This is a genomic window from bacterium (assembly GCA_024224155.1).
Lineage (GTDB): Bacteria > Acidobacteriota > Thermoanaerobaculia > Multivoradales > JAHEKO01 > CALZIK01.
In genome coordinates this window covers 1-17,590 of sequence record JAAENP010000026.1, presented here as the reverse complement: position 1 = coordinate 17,590, position 17,590 = coordinate 1, and the positions used below count along the sequence as shown (strand labels likewise).

General features: G+C 64.5%; 15 protein-coding genes. 5 read left to right on the top strand and 10 right to left on the bottom strand.

Annotation, left to right across the window (positions count from 1 at the left end; genetic code table 11):
• Positions 1-269 (top strand): DUF1566 domain-containing protein (locus GY769_02275; protein ID MCP4200746.1); only part of this gene is annotated, 269 nt, incomplete at its 5' end.
• Between the two features lie 16 nt (positions 270-285).
• On the opposite strand, the gene GY769_02270 is transcribed toward GY769_02275, so the two are convergent.
• Complete coding sequence (locus GY769_02270) at positions 286-546, bottom strand: hypothetical protein (protein ID MCP4200745.1); 261 nt, start codon at positions 544-546, stop codon at positions 286-288.
• 134 nt (positions 547-680) lie between these two features.
• Positions 681-2,339, bottom strand: a complete 1,659-nt coding sequence (locus GY769_02265) for an amidase (GenBank protein ID MCP4200744.1) — start codon at positions 2,337-2,339, stop codon at positions 681-683.
• A gap of 149 nt (positions 2,340-2,488) precedes the next feature.
• On the opposite strand from GY769_02265, the gene GY769_02260 reads away from it, so the two are divergent.
• The 4 genes from GY769_02260 (at position 2,489) to GY769_02245 (ending at position 5,667) form a co-directional block, all read left to right on the top strand.
• Entirely contained in the window at positions 2,489-2,896 is a 408-nt protein-coding gene (locus tag GY769_02260; GenBank protein ID MCP4200743.1) for an RNA-binding protein, read from the top strand.
• Positions 2,897-2,952: 56 nt separating this feature from the next.
• Positions 2,953-3,414, top strand: a complete 462-nt coding sequence (locus GY769_02255) for a lasso peptide biosynthesis B2 protein (protein ID MCP4200742.1) — start codon at positions 2,953-2,955, stop codon at positions 3,412-3,414.
• Positions 3,415-3,461: 47 nt separating this feature from the next.
• Positions 3,462-4,577, top strand: coding sequence for a DegT/DnrJ/EryC1/StrS family aminotransferase (locus GY769_02250; GenBank protein ID MCP4200741.1), 1,116 nt, complete (start codon positions 3,462-3,464; stop codon positions 4,575-4,577).
• A gap of 73 nt (positions 4,578-4,650) precedes the next feature.
• Positions 4,651-5,667 (top strand): NAD-dependent epimerase, encoded by a 1,017-nt coding sequence (locus GY769_02245; protein MCP4200740.1) that lies wholly within the window; start codon positions 4,651-4,653, stop codon positions 5,665-5,667.
• Between the two features lie 31 nt (positions 5,668-5,698).
• On the opposite strand, the gene GY769_02240 is transcribed toward GY769_02245, so the two are convergent.
• The 8 genes from GY769_02240 to GY769_02205 form a co-directional block, all read right to left on the bottom strand.
• Positions 5,699-6,820, bottom strand: a complete 1,122-nt coding sequence (locus GY769_02240; GenBank protein MCP4200739.1) for a hypothetical protein — start codon at positions 6,818-6,820, stop codon at positions 5,699-5,701.
• A gap of 33 nt (positions 6,821-6,853) precedes the next feature.
• Positions 6,854-7,327: a hypothetical protein gene (locus GY769_02235; protein MCP4200738.1), complete on the bottom strand. Its 474-nt coding sequence runs from the start codon at positions 7,325-7,327 to the stop codon at positions 6,854-6,856.
• Between the two features lie 140 nt (positions 7,328-7,467).
• On the bottom strand, positions 7,468-8,478 hold the full coding sequence (glk, locus tag GY769_02230; GenBank protein ID MCP4200737.1) for a glucokinase: 1,011 nt from the start codon (positions 8,476-8,478) through the stop codon (positions 7,468-7,470).
• A gap of 163 nt (positions 8,479-8,641) precedes the next feature.
• On the bottom strand, positions 8,642-12,910 hold the full coding sequence (gene pulA, locus GY769_02225; protein ID MCP4200736.1) for a pullulanase-type alpha-1,6-glucosidase: 4,269 nt from the start codon (positions 12,908-12,910) through the stop codon (positions 8,642-8,644).
• A 207-nt stretch (positions 12,911-13,117) separates the two neighbouring features.
• On the bottom strand, positions 13,118-13,957 hold the full coding sequence (locus GY769_02220) for a hypothetical protein (GenBank protein ID MCP4200735.1): 840 nt from the start codon (positions 13,955-13,957) through the stop codon (positions 13,118-13,120).
• Positions 13,958-14,054: 97 nt separating this feature from the next.
• Positions 14,055-15,047, bottom strand: a complete 993-nt coding sequence (locus GY769_02215; GenBank protein MCP4200734.1) for a hypothetical protein — start codon at positions 15,045-15,047, stop codon at positions 14,055-14,057.
• 6 nt (positions 15,048-15,053) lie between these two features.
• A complete protein-coding gene (locus GY769_02210; protein ID MCP4200733.1) occupies positions 15,054-17,300 on the bottom strand; it encodes a hypothetical protein in 2,247 nt (748 codons plus the stop codon).
• A 32-nt stretch (positions 17,301-17,332) separates the two neighbouring features.
• Positions 17,333-17,590, bottom strand: a 258-nt coding sequence (locus tag GY769_02205; protein ID MCP4200732.1) for a hypothetical protein, incomplete at its 5' end; no start/stop codon positions are given.

The following is a 17,590-nucleotide window of genomic DNA, read 5'->3' as shown; positions in this document are numbered from 1 at the left end:
GCGCGGGTGTCTGTCCACCCGAAGACGCCGTCGACAGCCTTGTCAACACCAACTTCACCTCGCCCACCCTGAGCGACGCGAGCGGCAATGCCGGCTACGTAGCCAACGGAGATCCTTTTACCGGCGTCCAGCTATCGTCCTATTGGTCAGGCAACGGGGGGACCTTGACTCCCACCTGGGTCGTCTTCCTCTCCAACGGTACCGTCCTCTCCTACCTACTCCCTCCGAATCCCAGGCCGGATCGCTACGTCTGGCCGGTACGCCGCTAGCCGAAGCGATCGCTGTTCAAGCGGAGGCCACCGATCCGCCGATTTTCTCGGCGCCGACCGCAGTCAGGAAGTAGAAGTCGCCCGACTCGCTGGCCTTGACCAGGCCGCTCTCGACCAACTCTGCCAGGCCGGCCTCGAGATCCACTCCCGGGTGGTCTTCGGCGACGTAGAGAATCGCCTGCTTGCGCAGCACGTAACCGACGCGCGGACCACCGGCCAGCCGGCACCTTTCGGCGTAGCGGTCGAGAATGATCTTCTGTGCGCTGTCTGCGGCCATGGGCGTCCTCCCCGGGTTGGGCGAATTGTATATCGGGGACACGATTCCTTCGTGTCCCCTCTCAACTCGTTTTGGCCGCATTGTAGCGATCGACCGCTACAGAAACAGGCGGCTCACCGACCCAGCCTCCCCGGCTACAGCTTCGCGGTCGGCAACAGCCGGGGCGGCCTGCGCACGCGCGTGGCCTGCTCGAAGGCATAGGCGAGCGCCAACAGAGCCGCCTCGGACCACGCCGGTCCGAAGAATGTCAGCCCCACCGGCAAGCCGTGCACGAACCCCGCGGGCACCGTGACCGCCGGATAGCCGGAGACCGCGGCCGCCAGCGAGCTGCCGCCACCGAAATGATCTCCGTTGACCAGATCGGTGACCCAGGCCGGGCCGCCGGTCGGGCCGATGATGGCGTCCAGCCGGTGCTTCGAGACCACTCGGTCGATGCCCTCTTTCCGGGTCAGCTCGTGGCATTTCGTGCGCGCTTCCAGGTAGGCGGCATCGGTCAGCGGTCCCTTCGCCTCGGCCTTGTCGAACACTTCCTGCTCGAAGTACGGCATCTCCCGGTCGCGATTCGCCAGGTTGAACTCGATCACATCGGCCAGTGAGCGCACAGCGGTATCATTCCCCCGCCCGGCCAGATACTTGGCCAGGCAGTCCTTGAACTCATAAAGCAGAACGTCGTACTCATAGTCTCCGACCTCACCCACCGAAGGCATCTCGATCGGATCGATCAGCTCGGCTCCTCCTTCGCGGAGTGCCGTCAGAGACTCCTCGAGAATCGCATCCACCTTCTCGTGAAAGCCGAAGCGATCCCGCCAGACGCCGATGCGCGCGCCGTTCAGCGCACCCTCGTCGAGAACCGCGCTGAAGTCCACCGGACCACCCGCGGCGGCCGTCGCCGGATCCCTCGAATCCACGCTCGCCATCGCGTTGAGCAGCAGCGCCGCGTCGCGCACCGTGCGTGCCATCGGCCCGGCGGTATCTTGACTCTCCGAGATCGGCACGATTCCGGCCCGGCTGACGCGCCCGACCGTCGGTTTCACGCCCACGATGCCGTTGGCGTTCGAGGGACAGACGACCGAGCCATCGGTCTCGGTACCGATCGCGAGCGCGGCCAGGTTGGCCGACACCGCGACTCCCGAGCCCGAGCTCGAGCCGCAGGGGTTGCGATCGAGAGCGTACGGGTTCTTGGTCTGCCCTCCCACGCCGCTCCAGCCGCTCGACGAGCGCTCGGAGCGGAAATTGGCCCACTCGGAGAGGTTGGCCTTGCCGAGAATCACCGCACCGGCGTCGCGCAGGTTCTTGGCCACGGTCGAGTCCTCGAGAGCGATGGTCCCGGCCAGAGCCAGCGACCCCGCCGTGGTCGCCATTCCGTCCGCGGTGTCGATGTTGTCCTTGAGCAAGACCGGTATGCCGTGTAACGGTCCCCGAAGGTACCCGGCCGACCGCTCGGAATCCAGTTCGCCGGCTATCCGGAGAGCATCCGGGTTGAGCGCCAGGACCGAGCGCAGCTCGGGCCCGGAGTGGTCGATCTCTTCGATTCGGTCCAGATAGGTCTGGACTATGTCTTGCGCGGCCAGCCGGCCCTCTCCCATCGCTTCTTGGAGCTGGTCCACCGTCCACTCTTCGAGCTCGAAGGTGCGCACGCCACCAATGGTCTCGCGCCGTTCTCCCGCGTCCCCCCCGCTTCCGACACCCCCGGAGATCGCGCTTTCCTCGGCCTTTGGCGGCATGCACCCCGGCACCAGCGCGGCCGCACCGCCGATTGCGCTCAGCTTCAACAGGTCCCTGCGATCGAGCATCGTCACCTCCTAGTCCAGGCTGTTCGGACATCATACGCGCTCATGAGCCTGCCTCATTATTGACACGGGGCCTCCAAACCCATTAGCGTCCGACCAACCCCTTCGTCCGACGTTCCACTAACCCAAAGGTCCAATCGACAGGTATCCCGATGAGCGCTTCTGTTTTCGTAGGCAACCTCAACTATCAAACCACCGAGGCCGAGCTCTCCGAGCATTTTTCCGATGCCGGAACCGTCCTCTCCGCCCGCATCCCACTTGATCGCGAATCCGGCCGTCCCCGCGGTTTCGGCTTTGTCGAGTTCGAGTCCGAGGAGATGGCCGAGAGGGCCGTCGCCCAGTTCCACGACGCCGAGCTCGGCGGTCGCCGGCTGCGTGTCAACAAAGCGGAGTCGAGGCCCCAGCGACCGAGCGGTCCACGTGCCCCCCGACCCCAACGGAGCTACGATCAGAATCCGATGGAAAACGCTCCCGAGATGGACTTCTCCCAGAGTGACCGCCCCGGCAAGGGTCGGCGAGACGGCTGGCGAAGTCTTCGGGGCAAGAAACGTAGCCTCTAGCGCCCGCGAGGAGTGTAGGTCGCGGCCGCGAGACGAGTCTGCGATGATCGGAGGTCATGTCTCGCTGGCGCAAGTTCCGAGCGCTCAACTGGTCGGACCGCAGTTTTCTCTTGTATGCGGTGGTGGGCCTGCCGGTCGCCGGCCTGATCCTGCGCCTCGCCGGGTTCGAGCGCAGCATCGCCTGGCTTCGCCGTTCGAGTCCGCGCGCGGGCAAGAGCGCCTCCTCGAAGCAGTTGCGGGATTGGGCGCAGCGGCGGGCCTTCCTGATCTCGGCAGCGGCCCGCTCGGGGCCCTACCGCGCCACCTGTCTGCCGCGCTCCTTTCTCCTTTGGTGGATTACGCGCCGGCGCGGTCTCGAGCCGGAGCTCAAGATCGGGGTGCGCCGCGATCGCGGAGCGCTCCTGGCCCATGCCTGGATCGAGCTCGACGGCGAGGTGCTGAACGATCGAGCCGAGGTCGTGCGGAGCTATTCGAGCTTCGACGCCGGGCGCCTTCCGGACGAAGTCTCCTGGTGTTGACACCCCGGTAGGGGCTTGCGACTATCCCTCGGAAAGGTGACCAGGCGATGAAAATCCCCTTGCTGGATCTCAAAGCGCAATACCAGACCATCAAGGAGGAGCTCGACGCGGCCGTCGGCGAAGTCATCGAATCCCAGTACTTCATCCTCGGCCCCAAGACGGAAGCCTGTGAGAAGGCGATCGCCGGCTACTTGGACTGCGCGCACGCCGTAGGCGTCTCCTCGGGCACCGACGCCCTGTTGATCGCCTTGATGGCCGAAGACATCGGTCCCGGGGACGAGGTGATCACCAGCGCCTACTCGTTCTTCGCAACGGCGGGCACGATCGCCCGGCTGGGCGCGACCCCGGTGTTCGTGGACATCGATCCGACGACCTTCAACATCAACCCCGACTTGATCGCCGAGAAGATCAGCGAGAAAACCAAGGCCATCATGCCGGTTCATCTCTACGGCCAGATGGCCGACATGGAACCGATCATGGACCTGGCGGCCGATCACGACCTGGTGGTCATCGAGGACGCCGCGCAAGCGATCGGATCCGAGCACCTAGGTCTTCGCGCGGGCACGATCGGCCACTACGGCTGTTTCTCCTTCTTTCCCACAAAGAACCTCGGCGGATTCGGCGACGGCGGCATCGTCGTAACGAACGATCCCGAGCGCGCCGAAAGGCTCTTCATTCTGCGAGTCCATGGCGGCCAACCCAAGTACCACCACAAGGTCATCGGCGGCAACTTTCGCTTGGATGCCCTCCAGGCCGCGGTCGTCCACGCCAAGCTCCCGCATCTGGACGGCTGGACCGCGGCGCGGCAGTCGAACGCCGCCCGCTATGACCGGCTCTTCGCCGCCAACGAACTGTCCCCTGACGGAGGAGTGAGCCCTCCGAGCATCGTGACCGACCGCCACATCTTCAATCAGTACATCATCCGAGTACCGAGACGTGACGAGCTCAAGGCCTACCTGACGGACCGAGGGGTGGGAACCGAGGTTTACTACCCGATCGCTCTCCACCTGCAGGAGTGCTTCGCCTACCTGGGCGGTGCTCGGGGTGACTTCCCCGAGAGCGAGAAAGCGGCCAGCGAAACGCTCGCCCTACCGATCTACCCGGAGCTCAGCGACGAGCAGGCGCAACAGGTCGTCCACGAGATCGCCGAGTTCTCTAGATAGTCGAAGTTCCGCTGGCGCTCGAGCTCGCGGGCCCGACGATGGCATACAATCGCCTTTCGGGGAGCGCAACGGGGTGACAAGAGTTCTGGTAACCGGCGCGGCCGGCTTCATCGGCTATCACGTAGCCAGGGCGCTGCTCGACCGAGGTGACTCGGTCGTCGGACTCGACAACCTCAACAACTACTACGACGTCGATCTGAAGAAGGCTCGACTGGCACAGATCGAGGGAAAGTCCGGATTCGACTTCGTGAAGGCCGATCTGGTCGATCGTGACGACATCGAGAGGCTCTTCGCCCAGCACCACTTCGACTCCGTCGTTCACCTGGCGGCGCAAGCGGGCGTTCGCTACTCGATCGAGAATCCCCACTCCTACGTAGATAACAATCTGGTCGGCTTCATCAACATCCTGGATGCCTGCCGCCAGACCGAGACCGGCCATCTCGTCTATGCCTCGTCGAGCTCCGTCTACGGAGCCAACAGCCGCATCCCCTTCTCGGTCCACGACAACGTCGACCATCCCCTCTCCCTCTACGCGGCGACCAAGAAGGCCAATGAGCTCATGGCCCACACCTATTCGCACCTCTACGGGTTGCCGACCACGGGACTGCGCTTTTTCACCGTCTACGGCCCTTTCGGACGCCCCGACATGGCTCTCTTCAAGTTCACCAAGCTCATTCTCGCGGACGAGCCGATCGACGTTTACAACTATGGCAACCACCGCAGAGATTTCACCTATATCGACGACATCGTCGAGGGAGTTCTGCGGACCCTCGACCACGTGGCGCAGTCCAACCCCGACTGGACCGGCGACACGCCCGACCCGGGCACCAGCGCCGCTCCCTACCGGATCTACAACATCGGCAACAGCACTCCGGTCGAGCTCATGAAGTACATCGAGATCCTCGAGCAGTGCCTGGGGCGAACGGCCGAAAAGAACCTTCTCCCCCTCCAACCCGGCGACGTGCCCGACACCTACGCCGACGTCGACGACCTGACTCACGACGTCGGCTACGCGCCAACCACACCTGTCGAGGTCGGGGTCAAACGCTTCGTCGACTGGTATCTCGACTACTACGGTTACGACTCGTAAGGGGACAGGAAATGCGGTGCGAGCTCCGCCTCTAATCGATCGGTTCGACCGACACTCTCTTGACGACGACCCGGCCGTTGCCGTCGAACAGTAGGCCGACCTTGCCACCGTCGGGCGAACCGATGTGCCCGTGCACGACCACCGCACCGTTGAGCATTCCCTTCCGATGACCGTCGGCCACCGAAACGCCGATTCGAACAGTGCTCGAGGGTGCCTCGATTGCCGCTTCCTCGAGCGTCAGAACCGAGCCGCCCTGCGACAAACGCAGCGCCGCACCGCCGGTCGTTGAGGTCTCGAACCAGCTCGCCGCCTCGGCCGTCTGCACGTGATGCGCGACGCCGGCCGTTCCCGAGAAATCCTCGAGCACCAGCTCGGCTTCGACTCGGACATCCCCGAACTCGGATCCGAAGACGAGCATGGCACGATCGAGAACCGTCAAGGTCAGGCCGGCCGCCATCGACTCCGACGGAGCGGCTTCCACGGCCCCGCGGGGAAAGCCCGTCACCGGAAACAACACGGTCCCCACGGCCTCTCGATCGCGAGCGATCGGGAGCCAGGTGAGCGAGCCGTCGTCCCCGACGGTCAGCCTCGCCGCAGGGTCCGTTTCGAGCTCGCCGATTCCCATGGACGCACCTTCCACGCTCTCCGATGCCGGCGCTCTCTCGAACAAGACGGCACCCGAAGAGACCCCCAGCCCATACTCGTAGACCAGGGAGCCGCCGTGCTCGGCGGTCTCGAACAGCAAGAAGAGCCCGACGGCTGCTACCAGGAGAACTCCGAGTCGCACTCCCCGGGAGCGCATGCGATCCGAAGAGCGATCCCGAAGCACGAGCACCAGGCGCACCGCCAGAACGAAGGCGAATACGTAGAGCGCGTAGTGAGCCATATCACTGTGCTCGGCGATCTCCGGCTCGATGACCGCCGGGAGATCCACGAACGACTCCGCCGCGTGCTCGCCCGCCTCCGCCGCCCACCAACCGAGTCCAGTGCCCAGCGCGTAGAGCACCACGGCTACTCGATCGAACCACCGACGGCCGGTAATCACGGCGAAGACGTCGAACCCCGCCGCCAGCGGCCAGAGCGCCAGCGGAAAGTGGACCAGCGCCGGATGAAGATTGGGCAGCGAGCTCGAGGCGATCAGGCTATCGATCATTCAGCTAACCTGACCTTCTTTATGGCGTCGATATCAGACGCTCAGCCGCGCGGCCGACATACCGCCGCAGCCGTTGTCGCGCAATGCCCGATTGCATCCGCCGGTGCCACAGATGTCGCCGGTGAAGCCGTCCGGGTTCAAGCGTGCGAACCACTCCTCCACCGTCGAGCGCACCTCCTCGACCCCGGCACCCCGCTCGGTGATCAGGTGCTTCGACAGGCCCCACCAACTCTTGGCCAGATTGCAGGGACAGCAGCAGGTATAGGCCGAGTTGTCGCTGCAGCAAGGCGCCGGCATGGGCTCGAGGGCCTCCTTCATCACCTGCTCCTGCTCCCCGGTCAGCTCGATCTCGCTCTCCCAGGCAACGAACCGCCGGGCATCCTCCTCGGCGGTGGTGAAGGCGAAGTCATCGCTGCCATCGGCGACTGCCGCGCAGGAAGTGAGTGTCGTCGCTAGCAGCCCGGCAAGAGCGGCGAGAGTCAAGAGCGGAATCCGTAGAGGTCTCATCGAGGCAGATTCTAACCTGGCCGCGGTTCAAGAGTCGCAGCACCCTCCTCGGTTCTGTGCCGGAAGGAGCGCGTGGTGCACCCCGGAGGGAGCCTCTCTTTGCTCCCGAAGGGGTGCCACCCGCGCGACACTATCTCCACCTATCGAGCCGTACCCGAAACCCGCACACCGCTCGGTGACTCGCTTTCGAGCGCCCGCGCCGCACCGCGGAGTGGCGCCGTGGGATCGAGAATCAGTCGAACCGGTACCGGCTCGACGTAGCTCCGAAATCGTCCCTTATCGAGAAAGCCGTGGCGGAAGAGCCCGATGTCGAACGCCGTGCTCATGCCGTGCAGTACTCCGCCGCCGAGCCAAACCCCGCCCTGTGCCCCGTACGTGAGCACCAGATCCCCGGCAACCGCGCCCAGCTGACGCGCGAAGACCTCAACCGCCTCCTGGCTGGCTGCGCAGCTCCCCGCCAGCGAGCGGGCGACAACCCCCTCCGGCACTCTGGCTTCGACCTCGAGCCCTTCGAGCTCGCAGATCGCGCTGTAGAGGTTAACCAGTCCGGGTCCGGAAAGCACGCGTTCCGCCGACACCCGACCGAAGCGGTGCTGTAGGCGTTCGACGATCCGCCACTCGCGCTCGTTCGTGGCGGCGAGATCTCGATGGCCTCCTTCGGTGGCCAGAGCGATCCAACCGTTTTCCGGAGCCAGGGAAGCCACGGGAACCAACGCCGAAACTCCCAAACCCGTGCCGGGTCCGATCACCGCGAGAGGCGCATCCTTGTCGGAACGCCCGGCCTTCACCTCCCGGCTCTGCTGCAGCGGCAGGCCCGGCACGGCGAGCGCGAGAGCAATGAAGTCGTTCAACACTTCCAAGGTCTCGAGACCCAGTACCCGGCCGGTTTCGCCTACCGAGAAGCTCCACAGCCGGTTGGTCATCTGCACGCGGTCGCCGTGAACCGGCCCGGCGATTGCGATGGCGCCGCGACTCGGCCTGTCGCCGGGCTCCAGACCGGCGAGATAGTCGCTGGCGGCGTCCACCAGCGTCGGATAGCTCGAGGTCGGCAGAATCCTCACCTCGGTCAGATCACCGTCGGCATCGATCACCCCGAAACGAGCTCGCGTACCCCCGATATCGGCAACCAGGGTTCCTTGATTCTCTGCCATCAACGCTCGATCCACCGCGGAAAAAGAGCCGCTATTAGACCACGAACGCCCGGTCGCCCTGCCCGCCGCCCGAATCGCGGGTAGTGGCTGAGCCACTGCCGAACCGCGGATTCTGACGGGGGCACCGGCAAGCCGGCGCCCCCGTCAATATCCCCGCTCTACATCACTCGAGGCACTCGATCAGATCCCAGGCTGCCTCAAAGAGAGGAGCAGCCTGCTCGCCGCTCAGGATTCCCCAGTGCTCGTACAAGTAGACCTTGTGCATGAAGAGATACAGCATGAGGGTCGCCAGGCGGTTCCAGCCACGCCGGACGAATCGCTTCGCCAGCTTGAGCTTGACGATCAGGGCTCGTCCCCGGCCGCGGCTCAGCGTGCCGTCGGCTATCAGCTCCCGCACGTCGTCGATCAGAAGATCGATCTGCTCGCTCACCGGTCGCTTGGCCACGAATACCGCCGTGGTCCGCGCTGGCACGCTGAAGGTGCTGGTCGCGACATCGAAGCTCGAGGTCATGACCACCGGGTCGGCCGATGCCTGCTGCACCTTGTGGAGCTCGAAGTCGAAGCCGGCCAGCGCCGGGGCCGCGAAGTCCTGCGGATCGTCGGTGGCGTTGAAGAGCACCGTGATCGACTCGCGCAGGTTGTCGAAGTCGCCATCGGGATCGGACAGGTTCATGACGATCAAGCCGGGAACCTGTGCGGGACCGGTATTCAAGAACGCCAGGCGTGAGATCACCTCAGCTTCGTCGGGGAGACGGAACAGGCGCGAGCTCTCGCGGATCGCGAGCATCTCGCGGAAGTGCTCGACCGCGGCTCCGATGTCGCCCGCGCCGGCCTGGAGCGCCGGATCCGCCAGGAGCGGCTGGAACAGCGGCCAGTTGGACTGGTTCTTGGACGCGACGGGTAAGCCGACGCCCCAGTTGTTGATCTGGTACATGAAGTCGAGCTTGTTGAACCAGTCGCCCGAGTTGAAGCTGTCGCGGTCCATCGACTTCGAGCGCAGCATGTCGATGCCGGCATGGAAGAAGGGAATGCCTTGACCGAGAGCGACCAGATCGACACCCAAGTTCTGCACCCGGACGCGGTCTCCCATCGCGGTCCCCAGCGGCACCTTGAGCTGAACGGCGTCGAACAGGGTCTCGTTGTCGTGGGCCGAAACGTAGTTGATGATCTCCTGGGGATCGAGGGTGTAGCCGGCCTGCTGGCCGTTGTAATCGACCTGTGAGCCCAGGACCGGGTTGCCGAAGCGGTCGATCAGCGGGTAGTTCTTGAGATTCCCCGCCAGGGAGACCCGGATCCAGTCGGCCTCGAGCCTGAGCCTGTCCGCTTGGTCCTGCGGGCTGCCCTGGTCGGTGGCGTTGGGATCATTGAAGAGACCGGTGACGAAGCCCTGCTCCTGGAGACCACTGAACGGGCCGCCGCCGCGGGCGCCGTCGCGAATCCGATCGTTGAACGAGCCGATGCCGGTGCCGGCCATGTTGGCCTGGGTCGCCTGCTCGAATCGGGCATTGTTGGCGACTTCGCCGAAGTTCCAGCCCTCGCCGTAGAGATAGATCTCGGTGCCGTCGACACCGTCGTCGGCCTCGGTCAGCGCGTCCATGGCGGCGCGGATCTCGAGCATCGTCGACTTGGGGTGGTGGCCCATGAGATCGAAGCGAAAGCCGTCGACCTTGTAGTCGCGCGCCCAGGTCACCAGCGAGTCGACCATGAGCTTCTCCATCATGGTGTGCTCGGTGGCGGTGTTTGGGCAGCAGCTCGAGGTCTCGACCGCGCCGTCGGCGTTGAGGCGGTAGTAGTAGCCGGGCACGATCTTGTCGAGCACCGACTTGTCGTTCTGGCCGGCCGAGTTGGTGTGGTTGTAGACCACGTCCATGACCACCCGCAGGCCGGTCTGGTTGAGCGACTGGACCATCTCCCGAAACTCGAGGATTCTCTGGGGGCCGTCGGAGTCTGTCGAATAGCTGCCCTCGGGCACGGTGTAGTGCCACGGGTCGTAGCCCCAGTTGAAGCCGTCCTGGTCCTCGACCGCGGCGACCGCGGCCTGCTGCTGGTCGGAGTCGGGCGGATACGTCGCCAGAAGACCGAAGTCGAGCTCGACCTGCTCGGCTCGCACCTCGGGTATCGTCGCCACGTCGAAGGCCGGTAGGAGATGAATGTGCGAGAGCCCGGCCTCGGCCAAGGCACCCAGGTGCTCCATGCCGAAGGAGCCGGTGTCGGTGAAGGCACGGTAGGTGCCGCGCTCGGTGGCCGACACCGCCGGATCGACCCAGCTGAAGTCGCGCACGTGGAGCTCGTAGATCGCCACGTCCTCGGGGGCCGCCAGCGGCGGTTTCTCGAGATAGTCCCAGTCGGCGGGCGCGAGCGCGGGATCCCCGAGATCGACGATCTGGCTGCGGGCGCTGTTGGCCGAGAGACTCAGCGAGTAGGGGTCGGTGACCAGGTTGGTCTCGATCTGTCCGGTGGTCGGCGCCCAGACCGTGACCTCGTAGAGGTAGTACTTGCCGCCCCAGCTGCCGTCTCCAGCGGCGCTCCAGACTCCGGTGACCGGATCCTCGATCATCGGTATGACGGCTGGAACAGTCGCCGGGTCGGCGTCGTCGAAGAGATGGAGCGCGGCCGATTGCGCGGTCGGCGCCCACAGCTCGAGGCTGAGACCTCCGTTCCAGACCACGCCCAGGGCGCCGTCGTAGAAGTAGAGATCGTCGAGAACGCCCGGGATCTGGAGCGTGGTGGCGTCGATCGGGGTGCCGTCGGCCGCGGCCGCCGACACCGCGAACTGCCCCTTGAGGATCTGCGGCACCATGCCGAGGTCGGCGGCGTCGAGCTTGAAGGCCCCGTAGCCGCTCAAATGCGGGAACTTGTCGGTGACCGCGGTCGGCAGGCCGGCGGGATCCAGCGTCAGCGCGAGCGCGCCGTCGGCGCCGACGACCCCGGTCTCGTCGAGCGCAAGATCGCCGGTGGCCGAGTAGTGCAGGGCGAACGTGGCGTCTCCTGGGAGACTCCCCAGGCCCCAGGCCACCGTGTCTTCCGTCACCCAGTGCGCCTGGGCGAGATTCAGGTTGCCCATCGGACCGCCGGGGCCGGTGCCGATGTCGAGCAGATGGGTGACCGGGTCGTAGGTGAAGAAGATCTCGGTGCAGCTCGCGGGCACGGTGAACGGGATGTTGGCTCCGCCGGGTACCCCGTCCTGGCCGTAATTCTCGGCCCAGTCTTCGTCGTGGGCTATCTTGACCTCGTAGTTGCCGGCGGGAAGCCTGGCCGTCGAGAACGTGTAGACGCCGTCGCCGTCGGGGTCCTGCAGCCAGGAGCGCAGGCACCAGGGCTGCCAGTCATCGGGGCAGCCGAGCTCGTTCTGAAAGCTGCCCGCCAGGGTCGCGATCGTGGCGTTGACGTTGTCGGTCACCCAGTTGGTGGTGTCCGAGTAGTAGAACTTGACGTCAGCCACCGCGCCCAGCGACAGACCGATGTTGGGTCCGTTCGGGGTCGCGTTGGCGCCGTAGTTCTCGTCCCAGCTATCGTTGATCGCCGCCTTGTACTCCCAGTCTCCGGCCGGGATGTTGAAGGTGCCCTGCCAGAGCTGATCGTCGGCGTCGAAGCCGAGGTGGGTCACCGCGCAGTCGGGCTGCCAGTCACCGGGGCAGCCGAGCTCATCCTGCAAGCTACCCGCAATGGTGACGCTCGCGGGCTGCGGTACCGGCGGCGCCGGCCCAACGTCCAGGATGTGGCTCGAAAGTTCGTACTCGAAGCTCATGTCGGCGCAGTCGCTCGGTACGGTGAAAGGAATGTTGGCTCCGCCGGGCACGCCGTCTTGGCCGTAGTTCTCGGCCCAGTCCTCATCGTGGGCGACCTTGACCTCGTAGCTGCCGGCTGGGAGCCGAGAAGTCTGGAAGGTGAAGATCTCGTCGCCGTCGGGGTCCTGAAGCCAGGAGCGCAGGCACCAGGGCTGCCAGTCGCCCGAGCAGCCGAGTTCATCCTGGAAACTCCCGGGCGCGGTCGCGATCACCGAGTTGACGTTGTCGGTGATCCAGTGGGATTCGTGACTGTAGTAGAACTTGACGTCGGTCGCGGCACCGAGGTCGAGCGAGATGTTGGGGCCGTCGAACACGCCACCGGCACCGTAGTTTTCGGTCCAACTGTCGTTGAGAGGCGCTTTGTACAGCCACATGCCGGCTGGCACGTTGAAAACGCCCTGCCAAACGTCGTCTTCGGCGTCGTAGCCGAGGTGGGTCGCGGCGCAGTCGGGCTGCCAATCGCCGGGACAGCCGAGCTCTTCCTGAAGGTCGCCCGCGACAGTAACGCTGGCCGGGTCGGGCGTGTGCGACGCGACGGCGGGAGCGCCGATGACGAGCGAGAGAATCAGGAGCAGTGGGGTTACAGCCAGCGAAGCGGTCACGAACATCGATTGAGACGACAGGAATCCAGCACGGAACGTCATCGGTCCTCCCTTTCTCGAACCTGATACAGCATGAATCAACCGGCGAGCGCGTGTCGGCGCGCCGCCGCTCTGTTGTTCCTCCACCGGATCATCCGGGGGCGGAGTCAGTTCATATTCAAAGATGATGAAGGAGGTCTCGGGGTGGTTCCATCCGTACTTCTACGTACGCCGATCCCCGCCACGAACAAACTCGGCGGGCAATCTTCCTCAGGCGCCCCTCCGTCGCCTGGCGCCAGCGGGTCGATCCAACTTCACCACCGCCGACTCGGCATCGACCGCGTCAGACCCGTAGAGCTCACGCAGTCGGTGCAGGTGGTCCATGACGAAGAGGTAGAGATCGGTTTCGGTGTGATCCGGATAGTGGTTGGTAACCGCGTGCCTCCGGATCACCTCGATTACCGGATCGTAGACCCGGTCCCGCCAGGAGCTGACGGCCTCGGCCAGGGTCGCCGCCCGGTCCTGCTCCACCCCCAGAAAGTAACGGTGCGTACGGATGTGGTCCAGAAGCCGCTCATAGCCGCCCGGCAGCGTCACCCGAAAATCGTCGACATCGGCCGGTTCGAGCCCGGCGGTCGCGAGGAAGTCCACCCTCTCCCGCTCGAGCACCAGATCTTCGACCATGCTCTTGGCCCCGACCTTAGCGGCGGTCTTGAATTCTTTCACCCAGGCTTCTATCGACTCCGCTCCAAGCGAGCGAGCTACCGAGACGCGATGGTGGCCGTCGACGACGAAGTAGGCCTCGCCGACCAGGTAGAGCTCGACCGGCGAGAAGCCCAGCGGTCCTTCGGCCAGATCCTCGAGTCGAGTCCATCGATCCCGGAGAGCATCGTCTCTTGGGAAAAAGGCGCGAGTGAATTCCTGTGCCCGCCCCAAAGAACCCACAATGAGGTCGAGTGGGACGACTTTGAGGCCGCGGTCCTCGAGATGACGAAGCCGGAGCCGCTGCCGGACCTCATCGAAGGCCAGCAGGTCGACCGGTTTGCGCATGAGGCTCCCCACCAGATCCTGAATGAAGGCGGCCCTGCGGGCCGAATCGAAACGACTCATGTTGCCCTGCGCGGGATGGTGCCGGGCATGACTATCGGGCCAATGCGACTGATGCCTCCGAAAGCCCGATCGCCATGCCCGGCACCTCCTGTGTTTGCTACGGTCCCGACTCGTCTGCTGGATTCACTCCAGGAAGCTCGGCCGGTCGGTTGTTTTTGGTACTGAAGTCGCTGAGCACTCTCTCCTGGCTCATGCCGCCCGGCACCATGATGTCGATCAGCGGTGGCTGGAGGGTCTGACCCTCCCGACCGCCGCCGAAGCGGCTCTGCCAGGTGCCCGGGCCCACCGGCAGAATCATCAGATTGTTCCTGGTCGGCTCGGCCAGGCCGACCGACGCCGCCAGGTCCGTACTGACCACCAGGTCCGAGCCGGAGACCGCCACGACATAGCTCCAGTCGGCCTGCGCCTTGCCGCCCAGAAACGAGTCCGGCACCACGAAGCTGATTCTGTTCCCTTGCACCCGGATCCGATTGGGGAAGTACACCCGCTCGCTGAGATCTTCCGGGACGGAGCGCTTCAGATCAGCCATCTCCGCTTCGATGGCTACCTCCTCGTCGCGAGCCATCTCCTTCTCCATCGTGCGCAGCACCTGACGCTTCAGCGTGCCCTGCGCCAGGCTCGGTCTCGGTGTGAGGACCACCGCACGATCCCAGGCATCTTCGGAACGCACCACCGCTTTGCGGCCCGGCATCATGGCAGTAGCACCGGATGATTCTTGGCGGTCCCGATCGATGTAGATGTCGACATTGAAGGTGTAGAAACCGTGGCGTGCGATCGAATCGAGCTGCGTCCCCAGATCGTCGACGGCCTCGCCGCCGGCGATCCGGATCGGCTTGGCGAAGGTCGCCTCGAAGCGAGTCGCCCCGGTTTCACCGAAAGCCCTCAAGCGCACGAGATCGAGGTCGCCACGCTCGAACTCCCGTCTCAGCGGATAGACCAGTGAACCGCCGCCAAAGTCGTCCCCTCGTGGATCGGAGAGATCGAAGATGAGCTTCTTCTTGGCCGCCTCCGCCGAGCCGCCGGGCAGAATAAGAAAGCCGAGGCTGAGGGCCAGCAAGCCGGCCCCCAGCTTATGGTTGAACGTGACCATTTCCACCTAGAAGAACAACTTCAGAAACGCCTTCAGCCTCTGCTGCTCGAAGTCGCGCTTCTGGAGCGAGTTCCAGCCACCGAAGCGGCCCCGGAAGCCGGGCGTGCCAACCCTGTAGCCGAACGTGTCCTGGACGCCCTCATCGGCGAACTGGGCGACGTAGCCGGACCCGAAGTCGGGAGTGAAATCGCCGGTGTTGTACTCGTAGTTGAGCCCCATCTCGGCTCCGCCGATGTTGTACTTGAACTCGATGATGATCTTGTCCTTGTTGTGCTTTCCCGAGGCCAGCTCGTGCAGCTGATAGGCCTGGAAGGCCGTGTTGCCATCCTGGAGATCAACGTCGTACATCTCGAGCTTGATCGAGCCCCAGAGCTCGGAGGTCAGCTGATACGCAGCGCCGACCTGATAGAGCGTGTAGTCCATGTCGCGATCGTCGTCGGCCAGGTTGTCGAAAGGCTTCCACTGATAGCCGGTGACACCGTTGACCGTGATGACCGGCGGGTTGCCGTAGAGATCGGCGCTCGACAGGCTATTGCCTTCGACGTCCACACCGAAGAAGTTACGGTTGCCGGCGCAGTCCACACCGCCGCCCGGGCAGTCACCGGGCGCAAACGGCAAGTAGCGCGCGTCGTTCATCCGCTTGTCGGTCTCGTCGATGTACTTGATCTTGCCGAAGAGCTCGAGGCCGTTGCCGACGTTGGCGAAGTACTTGCCCTTGAGGACCAGGATCTCGGTCGACTTTTCCTGGAAGGGCGCGTAGGCGTTGCGGTGGCTGCCGATACCGGCGTCCGACTCGTGGTTCGGATACAGCGCGCTCAGGATCGGCCGGCTGTCATCCCCCCAGGCCTGCCAGTTCGTGTTGTAGTCGATATCGGTGAACTCACCCGAGAGATCGAGATCGCCGCTCGACCACTGGGGAGCAATGGTGAAACCCTTCCAGCCAACGACGGTCTCGGCCATCGGCTCGTCGAAATCGGTGAACTCGTTGTCGACGTTGATCGTCGCCACCTGCTGGGCGTTGCCCTGCCAGCCACCGTAACCGATTCTCCGGTTACCCTGGTTGAAGACACAGAACGAGCAGTTGTCCGGGCCGGGCCAGGCCCAGGTGCCGTCGTGACCCTCGGTCAGCAGAACGTCGGCCTCACGGCGCGCGGCCGTGATCGCCACGTAGTCCGCACCGATGTCGAAGTACTCCAGGTTGAACGACAGACCGTTGTTGAACGGGTCGTTGACGTCGACGTTGAGCTTGTAGGACTCGTCGCTGAGCTTGCCCGCCGGCACCGGCGAGAATCCCGAGATCCCGAAGAAGTCTTCGGGAGCGCCGAAATCCGGATCCGACTCCGCGTCGGCGCTGTAGAACGCCGCCCGTACGTCGACGGTCGGGTTCGGGTGGAAGCCGAGCCTCAGGCCAAAGACCTCGTTCGTGAACCGGTCGGCGAGGTCGAGGCCGTCATCGACGTCGAGGTCGCCAATCAGGTTGCCGTCTTCGTCCAATCGCGCCCTGTCGATTTCGTGGTCGTTGACCTCGTTGTAGTGAAACACGGCGTCGAACTTCGGATTCGGGTTGAACTTGAGCTGCAGCGCGTAGGTGGCGTCCTGCACCGGATAGTCGCCCGTGTTGAAGTCCGGACCGTAGACCAGTCGGTTGAGCGAGATGCGCGCGAAATCATACGAGACGGTGCGCTCCTCGTTGGATCCCTGGAATAGCAAGCCGGAGTTGTTGTCTCGGTCGATATAGCGGATCTTGCCGACCGTGAACGGATCGAACATGCCCCAATCGTTCGAGCCGATGGCCACGGTGTCGACCCACTTGTAGCCCGGAGTGATGATGATCTTCAGGCCGCGGTACTTGACGTACTGCGCCGAGCGCGAGTCGAACTCGCCGCAGTCGCCGCCGACGCAGTCGCCCGAGCCCGGGTCGCCGGCGCCACCGCCGCCGAAGCCGCCGCCATTGGTCCATTGGTTCTGGTTGAAGCGCGCCTTCATGCGGCCCTCGACCTCGATCTTCTTCGAGGGCTTGGCCGACACCAGCAGCTCGAGCTCGGTGCCCTGGCCGTTGTCGCCGAAGCCTTCCCCGGGAATGCTGGTGAAGTTGTAGAGCGACCCGTCGAAACGCTGCGTGCCCCACAGCCACTTGGTGTAGTTGACGCCCGTGATCGTGAACGGCTTGGTCTGCGCCTCGGCCGGAGGGGCCGACAGCACGACAAAGCAAGTCGCGATCAGCAGACTCGCCAAAAGAGTCTTGTGTCTCATGAGTTTCCTCCCTAGGTATCTAGACGAGCCCGCTACTTGCGGACCATCTTCAGAACGGCCATGGTCTTGGCGGTACCGTCCGCCTCACACTCGTACTCGAGCTGCGAATGGTCGCCCAGAATGTCCATCGCGTGGGGGTCGCAGTCGTAGTCGGTGCCGCCGCCAAAGCGATGCTGGCCCTCGTACTCGTTGACCTTCCGGGTCAGCAGATCCATGTCCGCCGGAAAGCCCTCGTTCGACTGCATCACCACCTGATAGCCCCAGGTCGTGGGATCACCCTCGCCCAGATC